This is a genomic window from Natronobacterium haloterrestre (assembly GCF_900112205.1).
In the GTDB taxonomy this organism is placed as follows: Archaea; Halobacteriota; Halobacteria; order Halobacteriales; family Natrialbaceae; genus Natronobacterium; species Natronobacterium haloterrestre.
Genome location: NZ_FOKW01000003.1, coordinates 48,535 through 63,091 on the forward strand (window position 1 = coordinate 48,535; position 14,557 = coordinate 63,091).

13 protein-coding genes are annotated in these 14,557 nt (G+C 67.7%); 5 read left to right on the forward strand and 8 right to left on the reverse strand.

The window, feature by feature from the left end; genetic code table 11:
- Nucleotides 1-13 precede the first annotated feature (13 nt).
- The 5 genes from BM113_RS06880 to BM113_RS06900 all read right to left on the reverse strand — a co-directional run bounded on the left by BM113_RS06880 (nt 14) and on the right by BM113_RS06900 (nt 5,126).
- Nucleotides 14-820 carry a DUF7001 family protein gene (locus tag BM113_RS06880; RefSeq protein ID WP_089786548.1) on the reverse strand — a complete coding sequence of 269 codons (807 nt, stop codon included), beginning with the start codon at nt 818-820 and terminating at the stop codon, nt 14-16.
- A gap of 57 nt (nt 821-877) precedes the next feature.
- Complete coding sequence (locus BM113_RS06885) at nt 878-1,768, reverse strand: NAD-dependent epimerase/dehydratase family protein (protein ID WP_089786549.1); 891 nt, start codon at nt 1,766-1,768, stop codon at nt 878-880.
- Between the two features lie 59 nt (nt 1,769-1,827).
- The gene (locus tag BM113_RS06890; protein WP_089786551.1) at nt 1,828-3,339 is read right to left on the reverse strand and encodes a DUF5059 domain-containing protein; all 1,512 of its coding nucleotides are present in this window, start codon (nt 3,337-3,339) and stop codon (nt 1,828-1,830) included.
- 178 nt (nt 3,340-3,517) lie between these two features.
- Nucleotides 3,518-4,447 carry a sulfide-dependent adenosine diphosphate thiazole synthase gene (locus BM113_RS06895; protein WP_007140901.1) on the reverse strand — a complete coding sequence of 310 codons (930 nt, stop codon included), beginning with the start codon at nt 4,445-4,447 and terminating at the stop codon, nt 3,518-3,520.
- A 238-nt stretch (nt 4,448-4,685) separates the two neighbouring features.
- Nucleotides 4,686-5,126, reverse strand: coding sequence for a cupredoxin domain-containing protein (locus BM113_RS06900; RefSeq protein WP_089786553.1), 441 nt, complete (start codon nt 5,124-5,126; stop codon nt 4,686-4,688).
- Nucleotides 5,127-5,320: 194 nt separating this feature from the next.
- Here BM113_RS06900 and BM113_RS06905 point away from each other — a divergent pair, with 194 nt between their 5' ends.
- From BM113_RS06905 to BM113_RS06925, 5 genes are all read left to right on the forward strand, one after another.
- Nucleotides 5,321-6,049, forward strand: coding sequence for a protein sorting system archaetidylserine synthase (locus BM113_RS06905; RefSeq protein WP_089786555.1), 729 nt, complete (start codon nt 5,321-5,323; stop codon nt 6,047-6,049).
- 72 nt (nt 6,050-6,121) lie between these two features.
- Nucleotides 6,122-7,534: a HEAT repeat domain-containing protein gene (locus tag BM113_RS06910; RefSeq protein WP_089786557.1), complete on the forward strand. Its 1,413-nt coding sequence runs from the start codon at nt 6,122-6,124 to the stop codon at nt 7,532-7,534.
- Between the two features lie 183 nt (nt 7,535-7,717).
- Nucleotides 7,718-9,151, forward strand: a complete 1,434-nt coding sequence (locus tag BM113_RS06915; RefSeq protein ID WP_089786559.1) for a PAS domain S-box protein — start codon at nt 7,718-7,720, stop codon at nt 9,149-9,151.
- 46 nt (nt 9,152-9,197) lie between these two features.
- Nucleotides 9,198-10,976: a phospholipase D-like domain-containing protein gene (locus BM113_RS06920; RefSeq protein WP_089786561.1), complete on the forward strand. Its 1,779-nt coding sequence runs from the start codon at nt 9,198-9,200 to the stop codon at nt 10,974-10,976.
- Between the two features lie 232 nt (nt 10,977-11,208).
- Nucleotides 11,209-12,051: a hypothetical protein gene (locus tag BM113_RS06925; protein ID WP_089786563.1), complete on the forward strand. Its 843-nt coding sequence runs from the start codon at nt 11,209-11,211 to the stop codon at nt 12,049-12,051.
- Nucleotides 12,052-12,079: 28 nt separating this feature from the next.
- Here BM113_RS06925 and BM113_RS06930 read toward each other — a convergent pair whose 3' ends face one another.
- The 3 genes from BM113_RS06930 to sufD form a co-directional block, all read right to left on the reverse strand.
- Entirely contained in the window at nt 12,080-12,514 is a 435-nt protein-coding gene (locus BM113_RS06930; protein ID WP_007140908.1) for a metal-dependent transcriptional regulator, read from the reverse strand.
- Nucleotides 12,515-12,647: 133 nt separating this feature from the next.
- A complete protein-coding gene (locus BM113_RS06935) occupies nt 12,648-13,142 on the reverse strand; it encodes a M41 family metallopeptidase (protein ID WP_089786565.1) in 495 nt (164 codons plus the stop codon).
- A 196-nt stretch (nt 13,143-13,338) separates the two neighbouring features.
- Nucleotides 13,339-14,556 carry a Fe-S cluster assembly protein SufD gene (sufD, locus tag BM113_RS06940; RefSeq protein WP_089786567.1) on the reverse strand — a complete coding sequence of 406 codons (1,218 nt, stop codon included), beginning with the start codon at nt 14,554-14,556 and terminating at the stop codon, nt 13,339-13,341.
- Nucleotide 14,557 lies beyond the last annotated feature (1 nt).

Sequence of the window (14,557 nt, forward strand, 5' to 3'; positions counted from 1 at the left end):
TCGGCTTCGCTCGCTACTCGTACAGCCGTGCGTGCTCGGCACAGAACTCCGGCTCGTGCAGTTGCGCGCGGAGCAGGTCCTCGTGGTAGTGGGCGTTGTAGAGTCGGCATCCCTCCCGTTCGCAAAACGCCTCGCCCGTCTCGAGGTAGTGGTACGCCTGCAGGACGTACCCCTTCAGGGCGTCGGTGGTTCGCGGATCGTCCTCGATCAGGAACTCCCCCTCGACCTGATTCTCGAGGACCTCGCGGGGTGGCGTATCACCCGAGAGGAGGGCGTGACGTTGCTTTTCCTGGTAGTACTCCTCGGGCTTTGCCGGCGCCTCGTAGAGCCCGGGCACCGACACGAGCGCGGGTTGACCGAGCACGTTCACCCGCTTGTGCCAGCGGCCGTCGTGGTCCCCCCAGGTGCCGATCGCCCGGTCCAGAATCGGGACGTGCAACCGCTCGAGGCCGCGTTCCCCGTCCGGGAGGGCGCTGTTGAGCGCCCGCTGGACGGCGACGCCGTCGTAGAGGACGCCGCCCGCCCGTTCGGGGTTCTCGAGGGCGCGTTCCTCGTACCGGATCGTCCCGAGCATCGTGTTGCCCGTCTCGCGGTCGTACGGCGAGGTGATCCGAGCGGCGGCGAACCGCTCCGGGAGGTCGTCGTTTCGGTGAACCTCGAGGAACCGATCCCGGACCTCGATCTCGGCGTCGACGCGGCCCGCGAGCCAGTCCGCGATCTCGTCCGTGTCTACGACTCCGTCCTGCCCCGCCCGCTCCGGGCGCTCGCTATCCCCGTCCGCGACGGTCTTCGGGCGATAGAGCGTGACTCGATCGACCATGTAGTACCTAGTTGTACCACACGGTGAATCAGTTGCGGTCCCGCCCGGTTCCGCGAATCAGTCCGCGAGAAACGCCGGACCGTCGACGGCCGCCGTCTCGGCGTCCCGCCAGGAGTGGGCGGGCTCCCAGCCGAGGTCACGGCGCGCTTTCGCCGTCGAGAACGCCGACTCCTCGCCCTCGAGGGCGCAGTCCTCGGGGAGGTCGCCGAAGGCGGCCTCGATCGTCTCGGTGGTCGGCCGCCCGAGGTAGTTCTCCGCGGCCATCGCGTGGTAGGCCTCGTGGCCGTCGACGTCGGCCTCGAGGGCGGCCTCGACGATCGAGACGACGTCGCGGACGTCGACGTACGACCAGAAGTGGCCGGCGGGGTCGGCCGTTTCGGGGTCGAACGCCTCCCGTTCGTCCGCGGTGTGGTACTCCCCAGGGTACTGGATCCACGACGGGCGGATCGAGGCGACCGAGATGCCGTGTTTCCGGACCGTCTTCGCGGCGAGTTCCTCGCCGACGAGCTTCGAGGTCCCGTAGCCGTCCTCGGGTCGCTGGGGGTGGGCCTCGTCGATCGGGAGATAGTCGGGAAGGAACGGCTCCGCGGCGAAGGCCGTTCCGTAGAGGCTCTCGCTCGAGGTCCAGACCACGTCCGCGCCGGCCCGGCCCGCGGCCTCGAAGACGTGGTAGGCCGTCTCGACGTTGGTCAGGAACGTCTCCGTCCCCGTCGTCTCGCCCATGCGGGGAATTCCCGCGGCGTGGACTACGGCGTCGGGATCGTGCGCGAGGATGGCCTCCCAGGCCTGCCCCTGCTCGGCGAGGTCCACCGCGAGGAAAGAGGCGTTCTCGTGCTCGCCCGCCGGCCGCTCGAGGTCGAGTCCGAGAACCTCGTGGCCCTCGCTCGCGAAGTGGTCGACGATCCAACTGCCAGCGCCGCCGGTCGCACCGGTGACGACGATCTTCATGCAGGAGGGCTACGTTCGAACCGCGAAAACGGTGTGGGTTCGCGACCGTACTGGCGGCGTTACTCCACGTCGACCCGTCCGACGTGGCCGGCGGCCTCGTGGGGGATACAGCAGAACTCGTGGGTACCCGTGGCCTCGAACGTCCGGACGTACGAGTGCCCCGAGACGACGGCCCCGCGGCCGTCTTTCCAGCCCTCGCGGGCCGCGTCCTCGTCCTCGAAGCCGCCCGACGCCCAGTAGGCGGCCCCGTCCGGAACCCCGTCCTCGTAGGCCGTGACGGTGTGGGGTTCGCCCTCCACGTGTTCGAAGGCGACGGTCTCGCCGGCCTCGATCGTCAGTTCCTCGGGTTCGAAGCTCGCGGCGTGCATCTCCACGACGTGGTCGGCGTCGTCTGGGACGCCCTCCACGACGTTCGGGCCACCCTCGAGATCGTCGTGATCGCCGTGGCCGTGCTCGCCGTCGTGACCGCCGCCGTCGCCCGATGCCTTCTCGAGCGCACCGGCGACGGCGAACTGTGCCCGCAACGCGGCGTCGGCGAACTCGGCCATCGCCTCGTCGACGCCCTCGTCGGCCGACAGGGCGTCTGCAACGGCCTCGAGTTCGCCCTCGAAGGCCTCGTAGGTGTCGTGGTCGGCCGCCCCGACGGCGTCGTGGGCGCGGGAGGCTTCGAACCGGGCGAGGGCCCCGCGGGCGACGTCGGCGGCCGTTTCCGGCTCGACCCCCTCGAGCGAGGCGAGAACCGCCGCGTCCCAGGCGCGTGCCTGCATCGCCGAGAGGGTGGCCGCGTGGGCCGCCGCGTCGTCCTCCGAGAGCACGTACGCCGCGTCGAACGCGGCCGTGATCGCGGCGTCGGCACCCTCCTCGAGCGCCTCGAGGTCCTCGTCCTCTGCGGCCTCCTCGAGTCCGGGGAGTTCGCCCTCGAAGGCGGCGTACAGGTCCCCGTCGGCCGCGCTGACCTCGTCGTGGACGATCGAGTTCTCCCAGCGCTCGTCGGTCTCGTGGGCGATCTCCGCCGCCCCGTCGAACTCACCCGCGATTCCGAGCGTCGCCACGTCGGCGATCCGTGCAGCGAACAGCCCCATGTCGAACGCCAGGGCGTTCCGGTGTGAGAGGCGCTGTCGCTGTGCCTCCCGGAGCTGTTCGTCGGCAATTTCGGCCTCCGTGTGGGCGCGCTCGAGGTCCTCCTCGTCGAGGGCCTCGAGTCGCAGTTCCTCGAGGGCCTCCTCGAACTCCTCGTAGGCGTCGTGGTCGGTCTCCTCGAGTTGCTCGTGTGCGCCCCACTCGTCGGTCGCGGCCTCGAACCGGGCGAGCGTGTCGCCCGTGACGGCCGCGCCGACCGAGAACTCCTCGGCGATCCCCAGCGCGAGCGCGTCGTCGACGCGCGACCGGATGGCGTTCCACTCGGCCGCAACCCCGAGTTCGGCACCGAGGGCGTCCTCGGTCCCGTCATCGTCGTCCTCCTCGTCGGGACTCTCCTCGGCCGCTTCCGCGCCGGAGTCGTCGGTACAGCCCGCCATGCTCGTCCCCGTTACCGCTGCGGCGACCGCCAGTACGTTCCGTCTCGTTGGCATAGTTTTAGGTCAGCCTAAAACAGTAGTATGGGTTTCGGTCGTTCCCACGAACTGGGCAGAGCCGACAGAACGAGTCAGCGTAGGATCGCTTTCGACGCCGTCCGCAGAAAGGTTTCGGTCGCGGTCCGCGTGAACCGGCGAATTGCGGACGAAAGCGGTGGGCTGGCGATCGCTCGTCTCAGTCGTCGGCCGGCGTCGCTCGCGACGTGATGTCGACCGGTTCGGCGTCGACCTCGAGTTCGTCGAGGGCTTCCTGGGCCGCGCGCTTGCCCGAGACGAGCATGGCCCCGAAGGTCGGGCCCATGCGGGGCAGGCCGTAGGTCGTCGCGGTCGCCATGCCGGTCGCGATCAGGCCGTCGTGAACGAGGCCGGTGTGTTCGACGACGGCGTCCTCCGACTTGCCGACCCACATCGAGTCGTGGCCGGGCGAGTCGTGGCCGGGCGCGCCGTAGCTGTCGTCGCCCGTCTGGTCCATGCCGGTGGCGTTGGCCTCGGCGTCGCCGATCCCCGGGGCGTCGAGCACCCCGCGCTCGTCGAGTTTCTTGACGGCCATCGCGTCGTGGCCGGTCGCGTCGATGACCAGGTCCGCCTCGACGGCGATCGGATCGACGCAGGTGATCTCGCGGGGCAGGGCGTGGACCGGCGTCCAGTTCATCACGATCCCCGAGACCTTGTGGTCCTCGCGGATGACGATGTCCGTGAACTCGGTCATGTTCTGCATCTTCGCGCCCGCGTCACAGGCGGCCTTGATGAGCCCGGAACAGGCCTCGGGCCCGTTCGCGACGTAGAGGTCCTCGCTGTCCTGGGACTCCTTGTAGGAGACGTCGAGTTCCTCGAGGATCGACTGGGCGGGGTCGCGGACGGTGACCTTGTTCATCAGGAACCCGCCGAGCCAGAACCCGCCGCCGAGGTAGTTGTTCTTCTCGACGACCATCGTCTTGACGCCGCGCTCGGAGAGTTCCTTGGCCGCGGTCAGCCCCGAGGGCCCCCCGCCGACGATGATGACGTCCGAGTCCGAGAAGTCCATGAACTCCTCGGTCCACTCCTGTCCGATGGCACGCGTTACGTCGGCTTCGCCGACCTGACTGAACTGATCGAAGTCGCTCATACAACTAGGTGATATCTTTTGGTGGTGAAAAGTCTGTCGTGACGAGTACCGTGGCTGGACGGTGTCGAAAACCGAACTGAGAGATCCCGTCCGGGGATGTTACGGTAGCCCCGAACGGAACTGATGGAAAACGGATCGCTCGCGAGAAGGCTGAGCGCTCGCGGGAGTAACTGGGTGGACGCTACGCTCGAGACGTGGTGCAGACGTCTCGAGGCCGCGGCAAATCGACTTCAGTCCGTCAGTCGTCGGTCACTACGATCGTCCCGACCATTCCGGCGCGTTCGTGCGGAATACAGACGTACGTGTACTCGCCCGGCACCGTAAACGTGTGCTCGAACGTCTGGCGAGTCCCGAGCCGTCCACCGCGGTCGTCGAACCACGCGTCGTAGGCGGCGTCTTCGTCCTCGAAATCGCCCGTCGAGAAGTACTCGGCCCCGTCCGGGAGCGTCCCCTCACGCGCCGTGACCGTGTGATCGGCACCGCTCGTGTTCTTCCAGACGACGGTGTCGCCGACGCCCACCTCGTACTCCTCGGGGACGAACGCGTTCCTGGTCATCCCGATGTCACACGCCTCTCCATCACAGCCCTCGTCCTCGAGGATTCCGAGAGCGGACGTACACCCCGCCAGCCCGCTCGTGGCGGCGGTGCCGACGGCCGCGAGATAGACGCGCCGGTTCATGCGAAATCGTTAGCAGAGGCGCAATATAACCGGCCCGGTTCGCCGAAGCGGGACGAGTTTATTCGTGATCGCGCCCGCACGCGCGTTACCGGTCCTGACTCGCGTTCCTGCCCTCGAGGCTCGACCCCCCGAACCCGCTCCAGACACGGGCGAAACGAAAACACGTAAGGCACCCGCCCGCCGAATCCGCGAGTATGCTCCCGCGGTTCGTCGGCCGGCTGGGCGTCGCCGACGTGGTGACGGTCGCCAACGCCGCCCTGGGGTTCGTCGCGACCGTCATCGCCTTCGTCGACATCGATCTCGCCGCACGGTTGATCCTGCTCGCTGCGGTCGCCGACGGCCTGGACGGCATCCTCGCGCGACGCTACGGCGGCACCGAGGCCGGTCCCTATCTCGACTCGTTGGCCGACGTCGCTTCCTTCGCGGTCGCGCCCGCCGTCCTCGCGTTCGTCGTGGTGACAGACGGATTCGGCATCGGGTTCGACGGCGGGGTCACCGTCGAGTTGCTGCTCGTAACCGTCGTCTGTGCGCTGTTCGTCGCGACGGCGGTCACCCGACTGGGGATGTACACCGCCTACGACACGGCCGCCAACTACACGGAGGGGATCCAGACGACGCTGGCGGCGACGATCCTCGGGGCCGCCATCCTCGCGCGGGTCGCCGACGCCTGGCTCGTCCTCGCGATCACGGGCGCGTTCTGTTACCTGATGGTCTCGCGGATCACCTACCCGGACCTGCTGGCCCGCGACGCGGGGATCATGGGCGTCGTCCACGTCCTGGCCGTGCTCGTCCCCGAGTTCGCGGACCGGTCGTTCCCTTTCGCGTTGCTCCTGCTGGGGCTGGCCTACATGACGCTGAGCCCCTGGTTCTACTGGCGTAACGATCCACGCCCCGCCGAACTCGACGCGCATGGAAACGCTTAGGGCGATCCTGCCACGACCGTAGCGTATGGACTCTGTCACGCGTCGGCGTCGTCTCCCAGCGACGGTGGTACCATGAGCGAAGACGAGGGGAACGATGACGAGAACGGGACCGAGTCGGTCGACCGCGACCGCGACCGCGGCCTCGAGGCCATCCGGGACCGCCTCGAGCGCTTCGAGAGCGACCTCGAGGAACTCGACACCGACCTCGAGGCCGCAGAGACCGAAGACGACCTCGACGTCGTCGAGGCCGACCTCGACGCGTTCCGCGAGGAACTCGAGGACCTCGAGATCCCCGACCCGCCGGAAACGGACGACGACGAGGACGACGAGGACGACGAGGACGACGAGGACGACGAGCCAGCACCCGAGGAGGAACTGCAGGACCGCTACGACGACATCGAGAGCGACCTGGGCGACCTCGAGGACGACCTCGAGGACCAGCGCGGGCCCTACGCCGAGGACGTCGTCGGCGAGATCGACGGCGTCAGCGGGACGATCACGGGTACCCGCTGGACCCTGGAGGGCGACGAGGAACTGATCGAGGCGACCGACGACTTCCTCGCCGAACTGAACGACCTGCTCGGCAGTTCGGTGTCGCTCCCCGAGGACCGAGAGCCCGCAAGCGGCGCGGAACTCGGGGAGAAAGGCGACGAGGAAAAGACCGTCCCCGAGGACCTCGACGCGACCCTCGAGGACGCCACGGCTGCCGTCGAGGACGCCGACCTCGATCCGGACGAGGACGCCGAGACGATCGCCGGCCTGCTCGAGGCGACCGACGACTACGAGAGCGCGGTCGACGACGCGACCGAGTGGACCGACCTCGAGGTCCGCGAACAACTCCGCCGCGAGGGATTCTTCGACGTCCTCGATCACGTCAAGGACTTCCCGCCGGAGTGGCACGCGCTCAAGGTCCACGAGAAACGGGGCAACGTCGACCAGATCCTGCTGGCCTACGACTCGCTGGGCTCCGAATTCATGGAGGAACACTGCCTCGAGGCCCTCGAGCGCATGGGCCCCGAGGAGGCGATCGAGCCGATGGTCCAGAAGGCCGGCCGTCGCGACCAGGCCGCGATCCGCATTCTCGGCAAGATCGGCGTCGCCGACGACCAGGTCGTCGACGCTCTGGTCGACTACGTCGACTCCAACCCCGACCTCCAGAAGCCGGCGTTCCGCGCGCTCGGCGAGATCGGGGCCGAGGAGGCCGTCGAGCCGCTGGCCCAACAGCTCGTCGCCGACAACCCCGACGTTCGAAGCTGGGCCGCCCGCGCGCTCGGTCTGATCGGCGACACCCGCGCCATCGAGCCGCTGGCGGACGTCCTCGAAGACGACGAGGAAGACCGCGTCCGCGCCAGCGCGGCCTGGGCGCTCAACCGCATCGGCACGAAAGACGCCGTCGAGATCGTCGCCGAGTACGAGGACGACCGGGCGTACCTCGTCCAGGTCGAAGCCGAGAGCGTCGACCTCTCGGAGGAGCCCGCGGCCTGATACGGATCCCTGTAGCGATTTCCCGGCGCAACCGTTCCGGGTGGCGATTGCGCCGGAAATGACGTACAGCCGGGTTGGACCTGGCCAGCGGACCGCAATCGATCGATTCGTCCCCGTTCCCGTCCGTCGGGGAGACCGGTGGCTTGTTATATTTCGCGGCCCTGTTCGTCTGCAGAACCGAGAATGGCACCGGATCTCGACAGGGCCCACCTCGAAGCGTTCTTCAACCGCTCACCCGATGCGATCGTCATCGTCCGGGAGAACGGCGAGATCAGCCACGCGAACGATCGCGTCGAAGACCTCTTCGGGTACGCTCCCGAGGAACTGGTGGGCGAACCCGTCGAGCGACTGATCCCCGAGGAGGACCGCGAGGATCACCCTCCCTTGCGCGAGGCTTACATGTCGGACCCGGAAACCCGCTCGATGGGGGCCGGCCTCGATCTGCGCGGGAGGCGAAAGGACGGGTCGACCGTCCCGGTCGACATCAGTCTGAGTTCGATCGAGACCGAAGCAGGCTCGGATCGCCTGGTCATGGCGTCGATCCGCGACATCAGCCGGCGCGAAACCCTCGAGCGAAAGTACCGGGCGGTCTTCGAGGTCGCCCCGGACGCCATGTTCATCGCCGACGCCGAAACCGGCGAACTGCTCGAAGTCAACCGGCGCGCGGCCGATCTGATCGGCGCTCCCAAAGACGATATCGTGGGGCGACACCAGACGGAGTTGCACCCGCCGGCCGAGCGCGACCGATACCGGGAACTGTTCGAGACCGCCGCGGAGTCGACGGAAATCGTCCAGTTGCGCTCCTGTGAGGGGGAGGACCTCCACGTCGTCACCGACGACGACGAACGCGTTCCCATCGAAATCAGTGCCCAGGTGCTCGAGTCCCGGGTCGAAAGTGAGGGAGGGCTCGTCATCGGCGCCTTCCGGAACATCGCGCCCCAGAAAGAGTACGAGCAAAAGCTCCACCACCAGATCGACCGACTGGAACGGTTCGCACACCTCCTTTCCCACGACCTCCGGAACCCTCTGTCGGTCGCCAGCGGCTACCTCGAGCAGGCCCGCGAGACCGACGACTCCGACTACCTCGACCGGGTCGAGGCCGAACACGAGCGCATCGAGGACATCATTGACGACGTGCTGACGATGGTCCGGCACGGCTACGAGGTCGAGTCGGTCGATCCTCTCGACGTCGAGTCGGTCGTCACGGAGTGTTGGAACCGGGCGGGAGCCGACGTCGACCTCGAGATCGAATCCCAGGGGCTCGTCTATGCCGACCCTGACCGGGTCAGGAACCTCTTCGAAAACCTCTTTCGTAACGCCGCCGAGCACGCCGGGACGGACGCGACCGTCAGGGTCGGCCTGCTCGAGGACGGCGACGGCTTCTACGTGGAGGACGACGGCCCGGGTATCCCGCCGGCGGACCGCGACGACGTGTTCGAACCGGGCTGGACGACCGCCGCCGACGGCACGGGACTCGGCCTGAACATCGTCTACGAGGTGGCCCGGGCCCACGACTGGACGGTCGAGATCGAAGACGGCCGCGACGGCGGCGCACGGTTCGTCTTTACCGGTGTCAGGACCGCCGTCGCGGACGGGTCTTTCGAGGGCGACGCCTGACGCGTCGCACACACGTTTAAATACGATCGCGGGGCCACCGTCGGTGATGGTTCGGGAGTCGACCTCAGCCGTCCACATGCTCGTCCTCGCGGTCGTCCTCGCGTGCATCGTCGCTCTCGGGAGTGGAATCCCCATCGCTGCATCCGCCCCCACGACAGACGGGGTCGTCGGCTGCCCTCACGACGAAACCGTTCTCGAGCCGGGCGGAACCGGGCCCGAGCCCGAGCCCGAACCCGACCTCGTCCCGGAGCCACGGATTATCGAACTCTATCCCAATCCGACGACCGACGGGAACGTCGGCGAATACGTGCTCCTCGAGACGCCCCCCGACACGCGCGTCGGAAACTGGACGCTGACGGACGGCTACCGGACCGCGTCGTTCCCGAACGAAACCGTTTCGGGCAGGGTTGCGGCCAGCGTCGACCCCGAGGCGACCGACCCGCTGACCGACGCGCCGGTCGTCGAACTCGAGGGTGCGGTCAGACTCGCCGTCGACGGCGACGACCTCGAACTCCGGACCGAGGCCGACGGGGGAACCGAACGCCTCGACGCGGTGAGCTACGACCGGGCCCCGACGGGGGACCGGTGGTACCGGGCGGACACCGAAACCACTGCCGACGCCGCCACTCCCGCCAGCGGCTACTGGTGGCCCCGTGACGCGACGTGTCGCCCCGTCGTGACCGGCGACGCGGCCGAAGCCACCGCGTTCGTCCTCCCCGACTCACCCGAAATTCCGCTCGAGACGATCCGGAGCGCCGACGAACGCCTCCTGCTGGCCGGCTATACCGTCACCTCCGACGCGGTCGCGGACGAACTGATCGCGGCCGCCGAGCGGGGCGTCGACGTCGCCGTGCTCCTCGAGTCCGGCCCCGTCGGCGGCATACCGAAAGACACTGCCCCGGTCCTCGAGCGCCTCGAGAACGCCGGCGTCGACGTGCGGGCGATCGGCGGCGAGGGCGCACGATACCGGTACCACCACCCGAAGTACGCGGTCGCGGACGACCGGCTCCTCGTCACGACCGAGAACTGGAAGCAGTCGGGGGTCGGCGGCGAGTCGAACCGCGGATGGGGAATCGTCCTCGAGGACGAGACCCTCGCCGCGGAACTCGAGACGGTGTTCGAAACCGACTTCGAGGGATGGGACACCCGGAACGGGGCCGAGTTCCGCCGGGAGGCTTCGTTCGTCGCCGACGACGCTCCACCGCGGGAGTTCCCCACAGTCCACGACACGGCGGCGGTCGAACTCGAATCGGCCGAACTACTGGTCGCACCAGACAACGCCGAACGACGGCTGGTCGAACTCATCGACGAGGCCGACGACGAACTCCTCGTCGTCCAGGGCAGCATCGACCCCGACGCGCGGGTGCTCGAGGCGGCCGTCGACGCGGCCCGTCGCGGCGTCGACGTACGGATCCTGCTCGACTCGACGTGGTACCGGGAGGACGAAAACGCCGCGCTCGCGACGGAACTGGAGCGAATCGCCGGAAACGAAGAGCTACCGCTCGAGGTACGACTCGTCGGGGACACCGATCGGTTCGAAAAGATCCACGCCAAGGGGCTCGTGATCGACCGCGAAGTCGCGGTCGTCGGTAGTGCCAACTGGAACGACAACGCCTTCCGGAACAACCGCGAGGTGCTCGTCGCCGCCCACGGCCCCGAGGTCGCCGAGTTCTACGCTGCGGTCTTCGAGGACGACTGGAGCGGCGACGGCGGATGGACACTTCCGCTCGAGTTCGGCGCGACTGCCGTTCTCGTCCTCGTCGCCGCAGCACTCGTCGGCCGCCGATACCTGCGGTTCGGGGACGAGCGACCGCCCGGCGCGTGAGTTGGCCGGTCCGCTTCCCGGTTCGTCGATCCTAACGATATCCGACACAACGAGGAGCGTCCTGCCTCGGGAACGAGGCGAGGACGTCCCCGGCCCCCGGCCCCCGGCCCCGGGGTCACCGGGTTACCGGGTCCTCGAGTCTCCGGCCCCCCGGCGCTCGATTCCGTCGCCGAACGCGACGTGTACCCGCTGCCTACTAAAGCCGGGCCGCGGCGTCGGTCGACCCGTCTCCATGTCCGGCACCGGACCCGGTACCGACGCCGACTCGCCGACCTCGAGCGCGTACCTGATCGCAGTCGTCTGTCTCGTCGGGGCATCGATGGCCGCCGTAACGTGGCTACTGGTCCCCGAACTGACAGTCGACGAGGGCCCCGAAGCGGAGGTGACGGAGCCACCCGACCTCGAGGAGACGAACGACCTACCGACCGAAACCTCGAGCGGGGACGGTTCCGAGAGCGCAGCAGGCCGGATCGACGAGGACGACGGTACGGAGACCGAAACGACGAATTCGGCCGCGAATAGCGCGTCGGAGACGGATTCCGGCGACGAGGACGATGGCGACGCGAACCCGGCGGATCGATCCGACGCCCCGCCGAGCGGAGGACTGGAGTCGTCACCCGACGAGCGGGGATCGGATGCGCAGGAGGCCGTCGGATCGGAGGGGGAGGAATCCGTTCCGCCGAACGACCCCGGGCCGGTCGACGACGGACCGCCGGTCGACGAAGGGTCCGCCGATGGTACGGGACAGCCGAGCGGTTCGGGGGGGTCCGACAACGATGGCTCCTCGAATGACGATGATCAACGGAGGAATTCGGGGCCGACGGACGATCCAGGCCCACCGATTGACGCCGGACCGCCGGAGGACGCTGGACCACCCGATGACGCTGGTCCCCCTGATAGCGCCGGACCGCCGGAGGACGCTGGACCGCCGGATAACGTCGGACCACCCGAAGACGCTGGACCGCCGGATAACGCCGGACCACCCGAAGACGCTGGACCGCCGGATAACGCCGGACCACCCGAAGACGCCGGACCGTCAAACGACGGAGGGCCACCCGGACGAAACGGCCAATAGACAAACCAAACGGGAGGAAACGAACGAATCAGTCCGCGCAACCGCTCAACTCGGCCTCGAGTCGCTCACAGCAGTCCTTTTCGGGGTCGAAACAGTCGGGACACTCCTCCGGGCGGTCGATGATCGTATCCAGCCGCTCCGCGACCGTATCGTCGATGACGCTTTCCAGCGCGCGGGCCTCCTCCCGGAACTCCTCGACCTCGAGGACGTTCGCGAGGAACCGCTCGATGATACAGTACGTCTGGAGGGCGTCGTGAGCGCGCTCGAGTCCCTCGTCGGTCAGGCTGGCACCCTTGTACTTTTCGTGGTCGACGAGGTCGCGGTCCTCGAGTTTCCCGATCATTTCGTTGACGCTTGCCGGACTCACCTCGAGCAGGTCGGCGAGCGTGCCGGTCGACGCGGGGCCGTCTTCGATTCGTTGGGCGAGGTAGATCGCCTTGAGGTACTGATCTGCGGTGTTCATCGCATCCCTCCGTCGGTGGCGTGTGCGTGTGCGTGTGCGTGTGCGTGTGCGTTCGCGTTCACGTTCACGTTCGCATGCTGTCTTTCGCGAACGGTCGATCCCGGACTCGTTCCCGTCGTCGCGGTCGCCCCGATCATGCTCTGTGCTCCATGATCTCGGTGACCTCTTCGACGCCCTCCTTCTCTTCCTCCCGAATGCCGTACAACGTGTCGAGAAGCCGGTCCTCGTCAAGGCTGTAGTCGGCGTCGGAGGCCTCGATCGCGTCGATGAGGTCGTCGTAGAACTTGTAGGCAGTCTCCTCGTTGGCCAACTGGTCGTAGAGGACGCCGTCCGTGTCCTCGGGCGGCCCGTACTGGGCGTCGACCAGGGCGTTTATCTCTTCGTAGGCGACCGTCTCGGCGTCGAGATCGTCGATCAGCGCCTCGAGTCGCTCGCGGTGTTCGGCCGACTCCTCGCTGGCCTCGACGAGCAACTCCCGCACCTCCTCGTGGACGTCCGCACGCTCTTCCGGCGAGAGCGAATCGAGGTGGTGGGCGGCGCGTGACTCGACGACCTCCTCCAGCACGACCCCGATCTGGAGCAACCGGGCAAGCTGGTGGTCGCTCGAGACGCGCTGTCCCAGACTCATATCTGCACAAGAGAGCCGGTGGCACTTAGTCGTCCCGGAGCGTGGTTTCGGGGATCGAGAGATACTCGGCAATGGAAAGACGAACGCGGGAGACGGAACTCCGGGTCTGGGATTCGGGGAGAGAAGCGAAACGAGGGAAACGGAACCGAGAGTTGAGAGGAGAGACGAGAACGGAGACGGGAGTCGAGTCGTTCCGTCAGTCCCGCTGGCGGAGACGAGCCGCGACCAGTTCCTCGAGGTCGTCACGAAGCTCGTCGACGTCGATCTCCTCGAGGACGGGCACGAAGAAGCCCTCGACGAGCATGTTGCGCGCGGAGCGGGGATCGAGGCCGCGGGAGGTCATGTACAGCAGGTCCTCCTGGTCGATCTGGCCGACCGTCGCCGAGTGGCTGGCCTCGGTGTCGTGGTTGTTGATGATCAGCTTCGGCGAGGCGTCGGCTTCGCTCTCGTCGGAGAGCATCAGCGTGTTCTCACGCTGGTAGGAGCTGGTGTCCCAGGCGTCCTTGCCGACGTCCTGGACCCCCTCGTAGACCGAGCGGGCGACGTCGTCGGTGACGCCACGGGTCACCAGATCCGCCGTGGTGTGCTCGGCGCGGTGCCAGACCTTCGCGTCGAGGTCGAAGTGCTGGTCGTTGTGGCCGTAGAAAGCCCCGACGATCTGGGTTTCGGAGGAGTCGCCGTTGAGCTCCGTCGAGACCTCGGTCTTCGTGAGCTGCGTGCCGAGGTTGGCCTCGATCCAGTCGATCGTCGCGTAGGTGTCGGCGTCGCCGCGCTTGACGGTGAAGTTGTAGGCGTCCTCCGAGAGGTTCTGGAGGCTGCCGTACTGGACGCGGCTGTTCTCGCCGGCGACGACCTCGACGATCCCGCTGTAGTACTGCTCGTCTTGCTTCTCGCCGGTCGACTGTCGCTCGAGGATGGTGACCGACGAGGACTCCTCGGTGACGACGAGCGTGTAGTTGAACAGCGAGCGGGAGTTCTGCTCGGTGCGGATCGTGACGTCCTCGGCGTCGACGCCCTCGGGGACGTAGACGACGGTCCCGGTGCTAAACAGCGCCGTCGACAGCGCCGTCAGATAGTTCTCCTGGGGATCGACGACGGAGCCGAACTGCTCGCGGATGAGGTCCTCGTGCTCGGCGACTGCCTCGGACCACGGAAGGACCTCGGCCTCGTCGGGACCGACCTGGTCTTTGTCCTCGGCCGCGTTCAGCGGGTCCACGAGCGACTCGAAGTCGAGTTCGTGGAGGTTCGTCCAGTCGCGACCCGGCGTCCGGATGACGTCGGGCATGTCGAGGTCCTCGAGGGCCTCGAGGGCCTCGAGACGGGTCTCCGTGAGCCACTCGGGCTCGTCCAAGTTCCCGCTGATTTCGCGTACCTGTTCCTCCGTCAGATTGGCGTGTACCTGCGTCGTGCTCATA